Consider the following 15,151-nt stretch of genomic DNA (forward strand, 5'->3'; position numbering starts at 1 on the left):
TCAATCGAAACGCTGTCGAAATCTGTACTGCACTTTCTCAGAAATTCTCAGGTCTTGTGTGCGGCGCAATGAAGCTGGTAGACATCAGTCATCCGATGTATGAGTCAGTCGGGCGACCGGCGCGGCTGCGGTGGACGGTGTGGTCCGATGCGGCGGTCGGCCTAGGCGGAGGTTCGAGAGCGCCATGTTGACTAGATTCGTGTCCCTGGAGACCCACGACGTGCGGTTCCCCACGTCGCGGGAGCTCGACGGGTCCGACGCCATGAATCCCGACCCGGACTACTCCGCCGCCTATGTGGTGCTGAGCACGGACGCGCCGGACGGGCTCGAGGGGCACGGGTTCGCCTTCACGATCGGCCGGGGCAACGACGTGCAGGTCGCGGCCATCGCTGCGCTGCGTCCCCACCTGGTCGGGCGGTCGGTCGACGAGGTGCTGGGGGACCTCGGCGGGCTCTGGCGCGAGCTCGTCCACGACTCCCAGCTGCGCTGGCTCGGCCCGGAGAAGGGCGTCATGCACATGGCGATCTCCGCGGTCGTCAACGCACTCTGGGACCTGCGGGCCAAGCGGGCCGGTCTGCCGCTGTGGCGGCTGCTCGCCTCGATGACGCCGGAGGAGCTGGTCGAGCTGGTCGACTTCCGCTACCTCACCGATGCCCTCACCCCCGACGAGGCACTGGAGATCCTGCGGCGGGGGCTGGCGGGGCGCGAGGAGCGGACACAGGTCCTGCTCGCCGACGGCTACCCCGGCTACACCACCTCGCCGGGCTGGCTGGGCTATGACGACGAGAAGCTCCGCCGCCTCTGCGCCGAGGCGATCGCCGACGGGTTCACCCAGATCAAGCTCAAGGTCGGCGCGGACCTCGAGGACGACATCCGCCGGCTGAAGGTCGCCCGCGAGGTCTGCGGCCCGGCGATGCGCATCGCCGTCGACGCCAACCAGCGCTGGGACGTGGCCGAGGCGATCGAGTGGGTCCGGGCCCTCGCACCCTTCGACCCGTGGTGGATCGAGGAGCCGACCAGCCCGGACGATGTCGTCGGCCACGCCGCCATCGCCCGGGGGATCGCCCCGATCAGGGTCGCGACCGGCGAGCACGTCGCCAACCGGGTCGTCTTCAAGCAGCTGCTCCAGCTCGACGCGATCTCCTACCTGCAGATCGACGCCGCACGCGTAGCCGGGGTCAACGAGAACATCGCGATCCTGCTGCTGGCGGCGAAGTTCGGCGTACCGGTCTGCCCGCACGCCGGTGGGGTCGGGCTCTGCGAGCTGGTCCAGCACCTGTCGATGTTCGACTTCGTCGCGATCTCCGGCACCATGCGCGATCGCGTGATCGAATACGTCGACCACCTGCACGAGCACTTCATCGATCCGGTCCGGATGCACCGGGGCCATTACCAGGCGCCGATCGCGGCCGGCTTCAGCTCCACCATCCGCCCGGAGACCCTCATCGCGTACGCATACCCTGCTGGACCGATCTGGAAGGAGAGCCTCGATGGCTGATTTCGACGGCCTGAGCGCCATCGTCACCGGCGGCGCGTCCGGCATCGGGCTCGCGACCGCCGAGTACCTCGCCGAGCGCGGCGCCCGGGTCGCCTGCCTCGACCTGCGCATCGACGACCTGCCCGCGCCGTTCGCCGGGTTCGTCGCCGACGTCGCCGACGACGCCGCTGTCCGTGCCGCGGTGGCGGGCGCGGTCGAGCACCTCGGCGGCCTCGACATCCTCGTCAACAATGCCGGGATCGGGGCGATCGGCACGGTCGAGACCAACCCCGACGAGGAGTGGCACCGCGTCCTCGATGTCAACGTGGTCGGTCTGGTCCGGGTCAGCCGGGCGGCCCTGCCGCACCTGCGCCGCTCGGAGCACGCCGCGATCGTCAACACCTGCTCGATCGCGGCCTGGGCCGGGCTGCCCCAGCGGGCGCTCTACAGCGCCAGCAAGGGCGCGGTGCAGGCGCTCACCGCGGCGATGGCCGCCGACCACCTCGCCGACGGGATCCGGGTCTGCTGCGTCAACCCCGGCACCGCCGACACCCCGTGGGTCCGGCGACTGCTCGCCCAGGCCGCCGACCCCGAGGCGGAGCTCGCGGCGCTCAAGGCCCGCCAGCCCAACGGACGGCTCGTCAGTGCCGAGGAGGTCGCCGCGGCGATCGGATACCTCGCCAGCCCGCTCGCGGGTGCCACGACCGGCACCGTGCTCGCTGTCGACGGCGGCATGCACGCGCTGCGGCTGCGGAGCCGGTCATGAACCGGATCGCCCTGCACACGGTGCTCCGCGAGGGTGCGCAGGAGCAGTACGACCGGGTCCACGCCACCATCCCGACGGAGCTGCGGGCGGCGCTGATCGAGGCGGGCGTGCACCAGTGGCGGATCTGGCGCGACGGCGTGCACCTGTTCCACCTCGTCGACGTCGAGGACTACCGGGCCATGCGCGACGCGCTGCGGGATCACCCGGCCAACGTGCCGTGGCAGGCGAGGATGGCGGAGCTGCTCGCCGTCGCCGACGACTACTCCGGCACCGACGACGGTCTGGGCCTCGTCTGGGAGCTGACCCCGCGCGACGACCGGCCGGCGGCGTAGAGTCACCTCGGAGGCATCGATGGCACTGACGGACGAGGCGATCGACAAGATCAAAGGCATGATCACCTCGGGTGAGCTGGGCCCGGGGGATCGACTGCCCAAGGAGGCGGACCTCGCCGTGCGGCTGGGCCTGTCGCGCAATTCGCTGCGCGAAGCGGTCAAGGCGCTGTCGATGATCCGCGTGCTCGATGTCCGCCAAGGTGACGGCACCTATGTGACGAGCCTGGAGCCGCGCCTGCTGCTCGACGCGCTCAGCTTCGTCGTCGACTTCCACCGCGACGACACGGTGCTGCAGTTCTTCGAGGTCCGCCGCATCCTGGAGCCCGCCGCCACCGCGCTCGCCGCCGAGCGGATGCCCGACGAGGAGATCGCGAAGCTCCAGTCCGTGCTGGACGACCTCGGCGAGACCCCGACGGTCGAGGCGCTGGTCGCCAACGACCTGGACTTCCACCGGCAGATCGCGGCGGGCGCCGACAACGCGGTCCTCTGCTCCCTCATCGACGGCCTCTCCGGCCCCACGACCAGGGCGAGAATCTGGCGCGGCCTGACCCAGGAGGGCGCGGCCCGCAAGACCCGCGAGCAGCATCAGGCGATCGTCGACGCGATCGCGTCGAGGTCCCCCGACCTGGCCCGCTCCTGGGCGACGATCCACGTGGCTGGCGTCGAGGAATGGCTCCGTCAGGCCCTCTGAAAATTCGCGTTGATCAAGGGAAGACTCGCCGCATATCGGACCCCCGACATGGTGAGTCTTCCCTTGATCAACGCGAATTTAAGGTCGGCATGGACTTTTTGCGTTGGGGGCTAGAGTTTTTGCATAGGCATATTTATTCTTTTGCCTACATCCGTAGGAAACGTGGGCGCTACATGGTTGAGACGCACCGGCAACCTTTGTGCCCCGGGAAGGAATTCTTATGTCCGTTTGGGCACGAATGCTGCGCGTGGGGGTGGTGGCGGCGGTGGCTCTGGGGCTCGGGCTCGTCGTCTTGCCGCCTGCTCTCGCCGCGGACCCGCCTCCCTCGCCCAACGTGCACCTCTTCTACTACTCGTGGTACGGCAGTCCCGCCGGCTACGGGCAGTACCGGCACTGGCAGCAGGGCGGGCACACGCCGCCCGGCGATGTCGGGGCCAACCTCTATCCGACGCTGGGTGCCTACGACTCGGCCGACTACGCCGGGGCCGTCGCGCAGCACATGGCCTGGGTCAAGCGCTCCGGCGCCGGAGTCATCGTCTACAGCTGGTGGGGACAGGGGTCCTATGAGGACCAGCGCGCTGCGGGAGTGCTCGCCGCCGCAGCCGCGCAGGGGATCAAGGTCGCTTGGCACCTGGAGCCTTACGCGGGGCGGTCCGCCGCCTCGACCGTGGCCGACATCAACTACATCAACAGCACCTACGGCGCCAGCCCCGGCTTCTACCGGGACGCGGCGCACGGCAACCGACCGGCCTTCTACGTCTTCGAGAGCCTGCTCATCTCGGACTGGTCGGCGATCGCCCCGCTGAAGGCCACCAACATCATCCTGGCGCAGACGACCGACACGTCCAAGGTCGCGGGCTTCGGCGGGATGTACACCTACGACGGGATCGCCGGCTCCACGGCACCCGGCTGGGCCAACGCGGCAGCCTTCTGCAAGGCCAACGGGCTGATCTGGGCACCGTCGGTGGCACCCGGCTACATCGACGACCGGGCCGTCCCCGGCAACACCACGCCCACCGTCGGGCGGGCCAACGGCGCCACCTATGACCTGCAGTGGAACAACGCGCTCGGCACCGCCACCGGTGGCCTGCCGGACTGGGTCTCGGTCACCTCGTTCAACGAATGGCACGAGGGCTCGTCGATCGAACCCGCGAGCTCCACGCCGCCCGCGGGCCAGGGCTACCAGACCTTCGACGGCGCCTACGGTCTCACCGGGGTCGCCGCCGAGACCGCCTACCTGGACCGGACCCGCTACTGGGCCACCGAGTTCGCCAACCGGGCCGGGCCCGGCGACGTGGTGCCGCCGAGCGTACCGGCCGGATTGACCGTGACCGGCAAGACCGCGACCTCGGTCTCGCTCTCGTGGAGCCCGTCGGTCGACAACGTCGCGGTGGTCGGCTACACCGTCTATCGCGAGGCCGGGGCCACCGATCCGGTGGTCGCGAGCCCGACCGGCACCTCGACGACGATCACCGGATTGTCGCCGAGCACCTCCTACGGCTTCTACGTCCGGGCGCGGGACGCGGCGGGGTCCTTCTCGGGTCCCAGCACCACCGTCACCGTCGTGACCGACGCGCAGTCGCCGCAGGCGAACCTCGCCTACCAGCGGCCGGTCACCGCATCGACCAGCAACGGCGGATTCCCGGCGAGCAATGCGGTCGACGGCGGCGCAGGGTCCTACTGGGAGAGCGCCAACAACGTCTTCCCGCAGACGATCACCGTGGACCTGGGCGCCGCGCAGCCGGTCGGCCGGGTCGTGCTCAAGCTGCCGCCGTCGTGGGGCACGCGTACGCAGGGCATCGCGGTCCTCGGCTCCACCGACAACGCCACCTTCGGCACCCTCGCCGCGACCGCGGGCCGGATCTTCGACCCGGCCGCGGCGAACACCGTCACCATCCCCTTCCCGCCGGGGGTGGCCCGCTGGGTGCGGCTCGCGATCGCCTCCAACACCGGCTGGCCGGCGGGGCAGATCGGTGAATTCGAGGTGTACGCCGGAACGCCGGTCGACACCGACGTCCCGACGGTGCCGGCGAACCTGATCAGCACCGGCAAGACCCAGACGACGATCTCCCTCTCGTGGAGCCCGTCAACCGACAGCAGCGGCATCGCCAACTACCTGGTCCGGCAGAACGGCGTTCTCGTCGGCACCCCGACCGGCACGACCTTCACGGCGACGGGGCTGACGGCGAACACCGCATACACCTTCACCGTCGCCGCGGTGGACCCGCCCGGGAACGCCTCGGGGCAGTCGGCACCGCTGACGGTGACGACGAGCCCGGTCACGCCCGGCAACCCCAACGTGGTGCTGGGCAAGCCGATCACGTGCACCGGCCAGACCCAGACCTACGTTCCGGCGAACGCGGTCGACGGCAACGCCAACACCTACTGGGAGAGCCCGACGGGTGCCTTCCCGCAGTGGTGCGTCATCGACCTCGGTGCGGTCACGACGATCAGCCGGGTCGTCGTGAAGCTGCCGCCGTCGGGGTCGTGGGCCACCCGTACCCAGACGATTGCTCTTCTGGGCGGCACGAACGGCACCTCCTTCACGGCGCTCACGCCGCCGACCGCCTACACCTTCAATCCGGCGACCGGCAACACGGTGGTCATCACCTTCACGCCGACGCCGGTCCGCTACCTGCGGATCACCTTCACCACCAACTCGGGCTGGCCCGCGGCCCAGGCGTCGGAGATCGAGGCATACGCCTCCTGAGGTGTGCGGGCCGTCCGCGGGGCGCTCGTTCCGCGGACGGCCCGGCGCCCGGGTAGTGAAGCGCGCGCGACGCTTTGCTCTGCTTACACCTGCGCATCACCAGGAATATCCGGACTTTCCCGGTGATGCGTCCGTGTAAGCAGAGCAAAGCGTCGCGCGCACCTATCCAGCGGTCCCCACGGGCACATGCCCGGGGCTAGGCTCCGCTGTCATGGATCACGACGGCTTCTGGCGGCTGATCGACGAGTCGGGCACGCACTACCGGCAGCGGGCGATCCGCCTCAAGTGGCTGGAGCTGCACCTCGCCGAGCTGCCACCCGCGGAGATCGTCGACTTCCACATCCTGCTCGACACCTGCCGCGAGCGCGTCGACAACCAGGCGATGTGGGGCGCGGCGCACCAGATCTGCGACGGCATCGGCGGCGACTCCTTCTGGTATTTCCAGGCATGGCTGTTCAGCCTCGGCCGGACCGCGTTCGAGCACGCTGCCGCGTCCCCCGACAACCTCGCCGACCTCGACGCGGTCCGCCGCCTCGCGGGCTCCGCACCGGCGGAGTGGGGTGACGAGCAGTGGCCCGAGTGGGAGGGGCTCAACTACGTGGCGCGCTACGCCTTCGACGAGGCGACGGATGCGCCCCGCGACGGCGAGGCGATCGAGGAGCAGCTCCAGGCGCGCGGCCACGCCAGCCCCTCCGATCCGGCGGAGCCGACCGAGCAGTGGTGGGACCTCGACGATCCGGCCGAGGCGCTGCGGCGCTACCCGAAGCTCGCCGCGATCTTCCCCCGCAACGGGAACTACCAGCTCCTCGTACCCGAGGAGGAACGGTATCCGGCGGTGGCCGAGCCGGCCTGGCACGCGTACAACTCGGATGGTTCGAGCTGGATGGACCCGCAGCGCGAGGTGCTCGCGGTCTTCCTCGACGACCTCCGGCAGGCCGGCGACTGGCTGGTGCTCAACCGGATCGGCGGCACGGCCGGTTACGCGCAGGTGGAGCTGGCGGCCGGCGGCCTCTTCGTGTCGCTGCACCAGGCGGATCAGCCGACGGTGACAGGGCACTGTGACAGCGGGCGGACGGCGCTGGCGGTGCTGACGGCGTGGGCCGCCGGGGCGACCGGATGGCCCGCGGGGGTCACCTGGCAATCGGCGGACCAAAACGCCCAGGTGGGGCCGCATTGACATCAGTGCATGCGTGAAGTGGAATCAATCGATCTCTTGTTCCTCTGATGTGAGAGGTTCCACATGCAACGACGCACGCTGCGCGCCGCGCTGACGACAGCCGCCGCCCTGATCACCGTCGCGATCCTGCCCGCACCGGCGCAGGCGAGCCCGTGGGTCGGTGTCTGGATCGAGAGCCACATCTCGGGTACCTGCGTCTCGGTCCCCAGCGCCGCCGACGGTGTCTCGGCGACCCAGGAGATCTGCGAGGACCTCGGCACGCAGCTCTGGACCTTCGACGACGCGGCGACGGGCAAATACCGGATCCGCAGCCTCGGCACCGGGAAATGCCTCACCGGCGTCGGCACGGCGACCGGCTCACCGGTCCAGCAGTTCGCCTGCGGCACCGGCACCAACCAGCAGTGGACCCTCACCGGCAGCGGCAACACCTTCCGGATCACCAACGTGGCGAGCGGCAAGTGCCTCGCGCGACCGGGCAAGGACCCCGGCACGCAGCTCGTCCAGGGCACCTGCCTGATCACCCTGGCGCAGTGGCAGCTGCTCTTCTGACCGAGCCCGGCGGGCGGCCGTGGAGCGATCCCGCAGCCGCCTGCCCGGGTCTCACGGCGGGTGGCCGACCCCGCTGTGATCGCACCGGGTGCAGGCCTCGATCAGGTGTCGTAATCGCCCGACCACGGCTCGTAGAAGCCCAGCTCGTCGGGGTAGAGCTCGACGTAGCCGTCGTCGTCGGAGGTCTCGTCGATCAGCCCGAAGGTCACCCCGTCGACCTCGACCTGGAAGAGCCGGATCGAGATGTCGCCGAAGCTGCGTCCGGGCAGCTCGTCGAGCCACTGCCGGAGCATGCCCGTGGCCTTGTCGACGACGCGGCTCTCCCCGTCGGCCGTGGTGCCGGCGAACTGGATGTCCGAGCTGACGTGGTTGCCCTCCTGGTCGAAGCGGTGCAGCACCGCATACCACCGCTTGTGAGCGGCCCAGTCGCCGTCGGGGGCGATGCCGTCGGCGAAGCCCGCGACGACGGAGCCGAAGAACTGGCCATCGGCGAAGCGACCGATTGTGTCGGTGCGATAGCCGGGCTCATGGTTGATCGGGATCAGATCCGGAGTTGCCACGACGCGGATCGTATGCCGGATCTCCGACAAACGCCCGAGGATCTTTGACGCGTCAACCATTCTGCCGCGCGGGCAGGGCTGCATCGGGCCGTACCAGCCCCGACTGGTAGGCCACCATCACCGCCTGGGCCCGATCCCGCAGCCCGAGTTTCATCAGTACCCGGCCCAGGTGGGTCTTGACGGTGGACTCACCGATGTAGAGGTACCCGGCGATCTCCGTGTTGGAGAGGCCGTGCGCCACCAGGACCAGCGTCTCGCGTTCCCGCGCCGTGAGGCCCGCCAGAGCGGCCGGGCTCGGCCGGGCCGGCTCCGGGCGAGTGGTGAACTCGCCCAGCAGGGAGCGCGTCACCGCCGGATCGAGCCAGGCCTCGCCCGCGGCGACGGCCCGCACCGCCAGCACCAGCTCGGCGGGGGCGGCGTCCTTGAGCAGGAAGCCGGATGCCCCGGCCCGCAGGGCGTCGTGCACCGCCTCGTCGACGTGGTAGGTGGTCAGGATGATGACCTTGGCAGGCCGGTCGGGATCGGCGGCGAAGGCGTCGGCGGTGAGACGCCGGGTGGCGTCGACGCCGCTCATGCCGGGCATCCGCACATCCATCAGCACCACGTCGGGCTGCAACCGGGCAGCCTCGACGAGCGCCGCGCCGCCGTCGCCGCACTCGCCGACCACGTCGATGCCGTCCTCGGCGGCGAGCAGCATCGCGATGCCCGCCCGCACGAGCGGCTGGTCGTCGACGATGAGGATCCGGATCGCCATCTCAACGCCCCGCGGGCAGCAGTGCGGTGACCTGGAAGCCGCCGCTGTCGGTCGGGCCCGCGTCGAGGCGCCCGCCCACCACGGCCACCCGTTCCCGCAGGCCGAGCAGGCCGTGGCCGGTGGAGAGGGTGGCGCTGATGCCGGGCCGCTGCACGGGTGCCGCGTTGGTCACCTGGACCCGCAGGCCCTCCGACCACCGCAGTGTCACGGTCGCCGCGCCGCCCGCGTGCTTGGCGACGTTGGTGAGCGACTCCTGGACCGTCCGGTAGGCCGCGAGCCCCACGCTGGGGTCGACCGGTTGCGGCCGTCCCTCCACGACCAACTCCACCGGTACGCCGGTGGCCCGCACCCGCTCCATTAGCGCGCTCAGGTCGTCGAGCCCGAGCTGGTGCTCCGCCTCCGCACCGTCCGGACCGGAGTGCCCGTGACCGGCGAGACCCTGGACGGCGAGCATCCGCCGCAGCTCGCTCATGGCCTGGCGGCCGAGCTCCTCGACCTGGGTCAGCGCGTCGGCCGCCCGCTCGGGGTCGGCGCGCAGCACCTTTCGTGCCCCGGCGGCCTGCAGCACCATGACGGTGACGGCGTGGGCGACGATGTCGTGCAGCTCGCGGGAGATCCGCTGCCGTTCGGCGTCGACGGCTGCCCGTGCCTCGCCGAGGCGGCGCTGCTCGGAGTCGGCGAGCCGGCGGCGGCTGCGCCCGGCGAGCAGGCCCAGCGCCCACACCCCGGTGCTGAGCAGGGCATAGAAGAGGGTGAGCCCGACCAGCGTGGTGACCGGGTTGGACTCGTCGCGGCGCAGCCACGCCTCGTTGGCGGCGACGACGGCGAAGGATCCCGTGGCGGGCGCGATCAGCCAGGCGAAGCGGCGCGGTGCGTGGGCGCCGACGGAGTAGAGCGCCACGAGCAGGCCGAGCACGGGCTGGTAGCCGGAGACGAGCAGCGTACCGAGGACGGAGTGGAGCAGGAGCGCGCCGAAGACCGCGGCCGGCGCGTGGCGGCGCCAGAGCAAGGCGACGCAGCCGAGCGCGGCGTATCCGAGCAGGCCCAGCGAGGAAAGGTCGCCGTCGCCGAGCTGGCCGAGGTCGCCGCCGAAGGTGGAGAAGAAGAGCACGTCCAGCGTGCAGACGGCGAGGACCAGGAGCGTGTCGCGGATCGTCGGCTTCGCCATGGTGATCGGCCTACTTCGGGTGGTGCGGGTGGCAGAAGCAGAAGAAGATGCAGAACCCGTCGGTCATCTGGCGGTGCGACTCGAAGGTGTGGTCGGCCCGGCGCGGCTCGCGCTGGACCTGCTCGATGGCGGTGACGCGGGCGAGCAGGTCGGGGTCGATGTCCCGGGCGTCGGCGGGAATGGCGTCGAGCCGCAGCAGCGCCTCCCAGAGCCCGTCGCCCGCGTCGAGGGCGGCGGCGAGGTTCTCGCTCGTCACCTCGCCGAGCTGCGCGGCGTAGGTGCTGTGATGGGAGAGCTTCAGCGTGATCGCGGCGGTCGGCGCTCCGGCGAGGGTGAAGCGGCTCCACTTCCAGCCGGTGAGCTGGTCGATCCGGTCGTGCTCGCCCGGGCGGGCCGGGAAGATGAGCACCTCGATGTCGGCGGCGGCGTCCCACAGGGACTCCGGCGGCGACGGGATCAGCACGATGTCGGCGTCGACGAGCAGGCCCGCGGCGAGATGCCCGGCTGCTCGGTCCGGCGCTGAACGATCCTGAATGGACACTCGAATGTCGGCATGGACCGCCGTTCCCTGACACATGACGGCACGATAACTCCCGGCATCAAGCATCACCGATCAGCTTCCAGGCTGATGCCGGGCGGATATCCGACCCTGGGGGGAGGGCGGAGGTCAGCTCCCGGCCGGACGACCGCGGCGCCGTGCTCGCACAGCATGAGGAGCATGAGAATCAGGTACCGCGCCGCCGGGATGTCCGCGCTGGCAGCCGCCCTCGTGGTGGGACTGCTGGCGGGACCGGCGGGCGCAGAGGGCGACAAGCCCGGCGACAACGACGATCCGACCGCGGGTTCCAACGCCGCGCGGGAGATCATGGCGGCCCAGCTGCCCCTGGTGGACGCGGCGCAGCGGTTCACCGAGCTGGACAAGGACGGCCAGCTCGGCGGCGTCGAGCTGGTGGTGAAGAAGAAGACCCTGAACCTGTGGTGGAAGGGCGACCCGCCGGCCGAGATCCGCGCGGAGATCGAGCGCCAGCAGGCGGAGCACGGCATCCAGATCAAGCTCGCGACCTCCGCTTACAGCCAGCGCGAGCTGGTCGAGATCACCCACGGGCTCGTCGACCGCTTCCCCAAGGGGCTGACGCGGATCGGTCCGAAAGTCGACGGCAGCGGGCTGACCGCAGCCGTCCTCGACGGCTACGAGCTCGACCGCGAACTCGTCCCCGTGCCGGTCGAGGTGGTGCACGAGCCGGTGCTGACGCCGACCAGCCGCGGCAACGACTCCGCACCGTGGTGGGCCGGCGGTGTGACGCGGGGAGCCTTCCCCAACGCCGGGACCTGCAGCACGGGCTTCGCGATCGCCCGCTACTTCCTCTGGTGGGAGACGACCCGGGGCATCCTCACCGCGGAGCACTGCGGTTTCGGTGGCGGTCTCGGCTTCAACGACGGTGCCGGCCAACGCATCGGGCAGGCTGAGCCCGCCCCGGCCCGGCGCCTGAGCGACTCGCTCTTCATCACGACCAACTCCGGTGCGCGTACGTTCGACGGCGGGGTCGGGGTGGGCGAGTTCTCCAAGCCGGTCGTCGGCGCGGTCGGCAACTTCCCGGGCCAGTTCGTCTGCACGTCGGGTGCGGCGACCGGGGTGCACTGCAACATCCGGACCGACCTCATCAACCAGCTCGTGCTCAACGGCGGATTCTTCTTCGTCGAGAGCGTCGCGATCGCCACGCAGATCAACGGCGTGGTCGCGACCGGTGTCGGCGACAGCGGCGGCCCGGTCTTCACCCTCGCCGCCGACCCGAGCAAGGTGCGGGCGGCGGGCATGATGACCGGCGCGCTGAACCCGGTGCCGTGCCAGATCGGTGGCCAGACCGGCTGCTTCAACCGGGTGGCCTTCGTCGATCTCGGCTTCGTCCTCATCGCCCAGCAGGCCAGTCTCCTGACCTCCTGACCCGCGGGGTAGCGCCAAGATCGTCGCAACTCTTCAAGAGTTGGTCCTAAGGCCTGGCGGCCTGAGACACCAACTCTTGAAGAGTTGCGACGATCTTGCGGTCAGCCGAGCAGGCGCCAGCGGTGGTCGGCGGTGCCGTTGTCCTCGAACTGGACCACCTGGGCGCCGTCTGCCGTGGACATGCCCGAGACGCCGAGGACCAGGCCGCTGTGCAGGTTGCGGATGCGGATGCGGCCCGCACCGTCGCCGAGCAGCTGCCAGAGGTGGTCGTCGCTGCCGCTGTCGGCGAACTGCTGCACCGGCGCGCTGTTGGCCTGGGACATGTTCTGCACCGCGAGCAGCTTGCCGCTGTTCTGATTGACGATCTTGTACCAGTTGTTGCCGACGTGGTCGAAGCGCCACAGGTGGTCGGTGGTGCCGTTGTCGGCCCACTGGGTGACGTTGGCACTGTCCGCAGTGGACGCACCCGAGACGGCGAGGACCTTGCCGCTGTTGAGGTTCTGCACCCTGTACCACACCCCGGCGCGCACGGTCGCGGGCGTCGCGGTCACCGCCCACTGCAGGATCCCGCCCGAGAAACCGGCCCGCAGCTGCGCGACGATCCGCAGCGCCGTCGTGGTCACGGCCGGGAAGGTCACGCTGTTGTACGCGTTGAGCGCCACCCCGTACGCCGACGCCCCCGGCACGGCCGCCCAGCTGCCGCCGCTGGTGAGGTACTCCAGGCGCCAGCTCGCGGGCACCCGGCACTGCCCGTGCCCGGTGTCGTCGAACCAGTAGACCCCGGTCCCCGTGATCGTCACCGGCGCCGGGTAGGTGTACTGCGCCCACTCCGACGTGCCCGTGTGGTCCCACCAGGTGTGCCGCCGGTGCGAGAGGTCATAGGAGCTCGTCGGGTCGTAGCCGCTGTTGAACGCGGTGACGGTGTCGCCACTGAAGCACCACGAGGCGGACGGGGTGGCGGGCAGCTGCCAGCCCCGGCCGCCGCCGATCACCGGGAACGACGAGATGCGCAGGCTCGCCGCGCCCATCGGGATCAGCCGGACGGACCTCGTCGGCTCCGGGGAGGCGACCGGGCTCTGCTGGAGGGTGCTGACGACGTTTTCCGTGTCGGCCTGCCAGTTGGGGATGGCCTTGGCCTGCGCGGTGATGGCCACCGGCGTACCCGCCGGAGTGAAGGGGTTGCCCGAAGCGCCCGTGGCGACGGCGCTGAACGTGCCGGGGATCAGGCCGTAGTTCCAGGCCGAGGTTGCGAAGACCTGGTATTCCGGCCACGCGTTGGCGGGGTCGTTGTAGCGCAGGAAGTTCTGCCCGATCTCCAGCGAGTAGGCGAGCGGGCCGTTGCTGACCGAGATCGCGCCGTGGTTGGCGGTCCAGGTGGTGGTCCGCGGCGCCATCGGGAAGGTGATCGTCACCGTGTCGCCGTTCTGCCAGGTCCGGTTGACCGGCACATAGGCCGGGCCGCCGTAGGCGGAGACCGCGCCGCCGTTGACCGTGATCGACGGGTTGGCGCACCAGCCGGGAATCCGCAGGTAGAGCGGGAACGCCACCGCCGATGGCGTGGTGATCCGCAGCGACACCGACCCGCTGAACGGGTAGGTGGTCGTCGTCGCCACCGAGACCGTCGTCGCCGCGCTGCCGACCTTGGCGGTGACGGTGCTGGGGGCGTACATCGTGGCGGCGAGGCCGCGGTCGGCGGTCGCCTGCCACAGGTTGTCGGTGAAGTAGGGCCAGCCCTGGCCGTAATTGTGCGGGCAGCACCGATATTGATCCACACCGAGCAGGAAGGCCTGCATCGCGAAGCCGTTCTGGAACTGTCCCTGCGTCTTGGCCCGGTTGTCGAGCTGGACGCTGTTGGCGCTGACGATGTAGTGCAGCGAGCGGTGCTCCGGCGAGAGCGCGGCGGGCAGCGAGTTGAAGGCGAGGTTCTCGCAGCCGTCGGCCCAGCTCGCGTCACCGGTGAGGCGGCTCATCGTCTCGAACGACTGCATGTACTCCACGATCCCGCAGGTCTCGAAGCCCTGCCGGGGGTCGCGGTAGTCGGTGCGGATGTTCTCGTCGCCCGCGAAACCGCCGCCGGGGAACTGCCCCCAGGTGCCCTGGATGGCGGCGTAGTTGTTGTAGGACGCCTGGGTGAGCGAGGCGTTACCGCGCAGCGCGATCAGCGCGGGCTCGGTGAACCCCTGCGCGAGGTCGACGTTGTGCATCGAGGGCAGGTTGTTGACGTAGTTCTTGCTGTACTGATGGATCTTGTCGGCGAGGCTGAGCAGGAACGACTGCCCGGTCCGCGCGAAGACCCAGTAGACGGTGTCGAGGTTGGTGGCCCAGCGCACCGAACCCCAGCTCTGATTGAAGACCGACGCGCCGAAGGTGTTCTGGTACTGCAGGAACCTCGTCAGCATCGGCAGGATCCGGGTGTCGCCGGAATACTCCTGGTAGGTGCGCAGGGCCTGGAGCAGCGGCATGAAGGGCCAGAAGTCCGGGCCGCCGCCGAGCGAGGTCCGCAGCGCCGACGGGCCGAAGAAGCCGTCCGCCTGCTGGGTGGCGACGATGCCGTTGACCCAGGTCGCGACCTTGGAACGCAGCCCGGCGTCGCCGGTCACGGCGGCGAGCGCGCTCAACCCGCGCAGCCAGTAGGGCAGCTCCTCCCAGCCGCCCTTCGCCGGGTTGACCCAGCCGCAGTCGGCGTAGACGAGGAAGTGCGAGATCTGGTCGTAGCTCCCGGCGATGCCGGTCGTCTCCAGCGCGAGCTGCTGGGCCAGCCAGCCGGTCGCGCGCGTCGAGCCCGCGGGCAGCTTCACGAAGGGGGTACGCGACAAGCCGGCCGGATAGGGGAAGTAGTGGCCGCCGCTGCTGGCGTCGCCGACGAGGGTGACCGGCGTACCGGTGCCGCCCGCCCAGGATTCGGTGATGGCGTGACCGGCCAGAGCCAGCCCGCCCGCGATGGCGAGGCCGCCGCGAAGGACGGTTCGACGGTGCATGGGTGCCTCCTATAACGTTATAGAAGGGACCCTAAGTTCGAAGTATG

The 15,151-nt window shown here is 70.2% G+C and carries 13 protein-coding genes; 8 read left to right on the forward strand and 5 right to left on the reverse strand.

What is annotated here, in order from left to right; all coding sequences use genetic code 11:
- Positions 1-184: 184 nt before the first annotated feature.
- The 7 genes from F4553_RS30010 to F4553_RS30040 all read left to right on the forward strand — a co-directional run bounded on the left by F4553_RS30010 (position 185) and on the right by F4553_RS30040 (position 7,702).
- On the forward strand, positions 185-1,498 hold the full coding sequence (locus F4553_RS30010; protein WP_184842656.1) for an L-fuconate dehydratase: 1,314 nt from the start codon (positions 185-187) through the stop codon (positions 1,496-1,498).
- A complete protein-coding gene (locus F4553_RS30015; RefSeq protein WP_184842658.1) occupies positions 1,491-2,243 on the forward strand; it encodes an SDR family NAD(P)-dependent oxidoreductase in 753 nt (250 codons plus the stop codon). The genes F4553_RS30010 and F4553_RS30015 overlap by 8 nt, the downstream gene beginning before the upstream one ends.
- On the forward strand, positions 2,240-2,575 hold the full coding sequence (locus F4553_RS30020; RefSeq protein ID WP_184842661.1) for an L-rhamnose mutarotase: 336 nt from the start codon (positions 2,240-2,242) through the stop codon (positions 2,573-2,575). Before F4553_RS30015 ends, F4553_RS30020 begins: the two co-directional genes overlap by 4 nt.
- Before the next feature lie 19 nt (positions 2,576-2,594).
- Positions 2,595-3,266, forward strand: coding sequence for a FadR/GntR family transcriptional regulator (locus tag F4553_RS30025; RefSeq protein ID WP_184842664.1), 672 nt, complete (start codon positions 2,595-2,597; stop codon positions 3,264-3,266).
- 220 nt (positions 3,267-3,486) lie between these two features.
- Positions 3,487-5,976: a discoidin domain-containing protein gene (locus F4553_RS30030; RefSeq protein ID WP_184842667.1), complete on the forward strand. Its 2,490-nt coding sequence runs from the start codon at positions 3,487-3,489 to the stop codon at positions 5,974-5,976.
- Between the two features lie 211 nt (positions 5,977-6,187).
- The gene (locus F4553_RS30035) at positions 6,188-7,153 is read left to right on the forward strand and encodes a DUF4240 domain-containing protein (protein ID WP_184842670.1); all 966 of its coding nucleotides are present in this window, start codon (positions 6,188-6,190) and stop codon (positions 7,151-7,153) included.
- A gap of 63 nt (positions 7,154-7,216) precedes the next feature.
- A complete protein-coding gene (locus tag F4553_RS30040) occupies positions 7,217-7,702 on the forward strand; it encodes an RICIN domain-containing protein (RefSeq protein ID WP_184842672.1) in 486 nt (161 codons plus the stop codon).
- 101 nt (positions 7,703-7,803) lie between these two features.
- Here the strand turns inward: F4553_RS30040 and F4553_RS30045 are convergent, their stop codons facing one another.
- From F4553_RS30045 to F4553_RS30060, 4 genes are read right to left on the reverse strand one after another with little or no spacing between them, the layout of a single operon-like run.
- A complete protein-coding gene (locus F4553_RS30045) occupies positions 7,804-8,262 on the reverse strand; it encodes a hypothetical protein (protein ID WP_184842675.1) in 459 nt (152 codons plus the stop codon).
- Positions 8,263-8,314: 52 nt separating this feature from the next.
- On the reverse strand, positions 8,315-9,016 hold the full coding sequence (locus F4553_RS30050; RefSeq protein WP_184842678.1) for a response regulator: 702 nt from the start codon (positions 9,014-9,016) through the stop codon (positions 8,315-8,317).
- Position 9,017: 1 nt separating this feature from the next.
- The gene (locus F4553_RS30055) at positions 9,018-10,184 is read right to left on the reverse strand and encodes a sensor histidine kinase (RefSeq protein WP_184842681.1); all 1,167 of its coding nucleotides are present in this window, start codon (positions 10,182-10,184) and stop codon (positions 9,018-9,020) included.
- 10 nt (positions 10,185-10,194) lie between these two features.
- Complete coding sequence (locus tag F4553_RS30060) at positions 10,195-10,725, reverse strand: hypothetical protein (RefSeq protein ID WP_184842683.1); 531 nt, start codon at positions 10,723-10,725, stop codon at positions 10,195-10,197.
- A 177-nt stretch (positions 10,726-10,902) separates the two neighbouring features.
- On the opposite strand from F4553_RS30060, the gene F4553_RS30065 reads away from it, so the two are divergent.
- Positions 10,903-12,126 carry a chymotrypsin family serine protease gene (locus F4553_RS30065; RefSeq protein ID WP_184842686.1) on the forward strand — a complete coding sequence of 408 codons (1,224 nt, stop codon included), beginning with the start codon at positions 10,903-10,905 and terminating at the stop codon, positions 12,124-12,126.
- Between the two features lie 101 nt (positions 12,127-12,227).
- Here F4553_RS30065 and F4553_RS41310 read toward each other — a convergent pair whose 3' ends face one another.
- Entirely contained in the window at positions 12,228-15,104 is a 2,877-nt protein-coding gene (locus F4553_RS41310; RefSeq protein ID WP_246467519.1) for a beta-L-arabinofuranosidase domain-containing protein, read from the reverse strand.
- Positions 15,105-15,151: the final 47 nt, after the last annotated feature.

The organism is Allocatelliglobosispora scoriae (genome assembly GCF_014204945.1).
Lineage (GTDB): Bacteria > Actinomycetota > Actinomycetes > Mycobacteriales > Micromonosporaceae > Allocatelliglobosispora > Allocatelliglobosispora scoriae.

Excerpts from the sequence above, each read along its gene's own strand:
- F4553_RS30010 (WP_184842656.1), top strand. The coding sequence starts at position 185 with ATGTTGACTAGATTCGTGTCCCTGGAGACCCACGACGTGCGGTTCCCC.
- F4553_RS30015 (WP_184842658.1), top strand. The coding sequence starts at position 1,491 with ATGGCTGATTTCGACGGCCTGAGCGCCATCGTCACCGGCGGCGCGTCC.
- F4553_RS30020 (WP_184842661.1), top strand. The coding sequence starts at position 2,240 with ATGAACCGGATCGCCCTGCACACGGTGCTCCGCGAGGGTGCGCAGGAG.
- F4553_RS30025 (WP_184842664.1), top strand. The coding sequence starts at position 2,595 with ATGGCACTGACGGACGAGGCGATCGACAAGATCAAAGGCATGATCACC.
- F4553_RS30030 (WP_184842667.1), top strand. The coding sequence starts at position 3,487 with ATGTCCGTTTGGGCACGAATGCTGCGCGTGGGGGTGGTGGCGGCGGTG.
- F4553_RS30035 (WP_184842670.1), top strand. The coding sequence starts at position 6,188 with ATGGATCACGACGGCTTCTGGCGGCTGATCGACGAGTCGGGCACGCAC.
- F4553_RS30040 (WP_184842672.1), top strand. The coding sequence starts at position 7,217 with ATGCAACGACGCACGCTGCGCGCCGCGCTGACGACAGCCGCCGCCCTG.
- F4553_RS30050 (WP_184842678.1), bottom strand. The coding sequence starts at position 9,016 with ATGGCGATCCGGATCCTCATCGTCGACGACCAGCCGCTCGTGCGGGCG.
- F4553_RS30055 (WP_184842681.1), bottom strand. The coding sequence starts at position 10,184 with ATGGCGAAGCCGACGATCCGCGACACGCTCCTGGTCCTCGCCGTCTGC.
- F4553_RS30065 (WP_184842686.1), top strand. The coding sequence starts at position 10,903 with ATGAGAATCAGGTACCGCGCCGCCGGGATGTCCGCGCTGGCAGCCGCC.
- F4553_RS41310 (WP_246467519.1), bottom strand. The coding sequence starts at position 15,104 with ATGCACCGTCGAACCGTCCTTCGCGGCGGCCTCGCCATCGCGGGCGGG.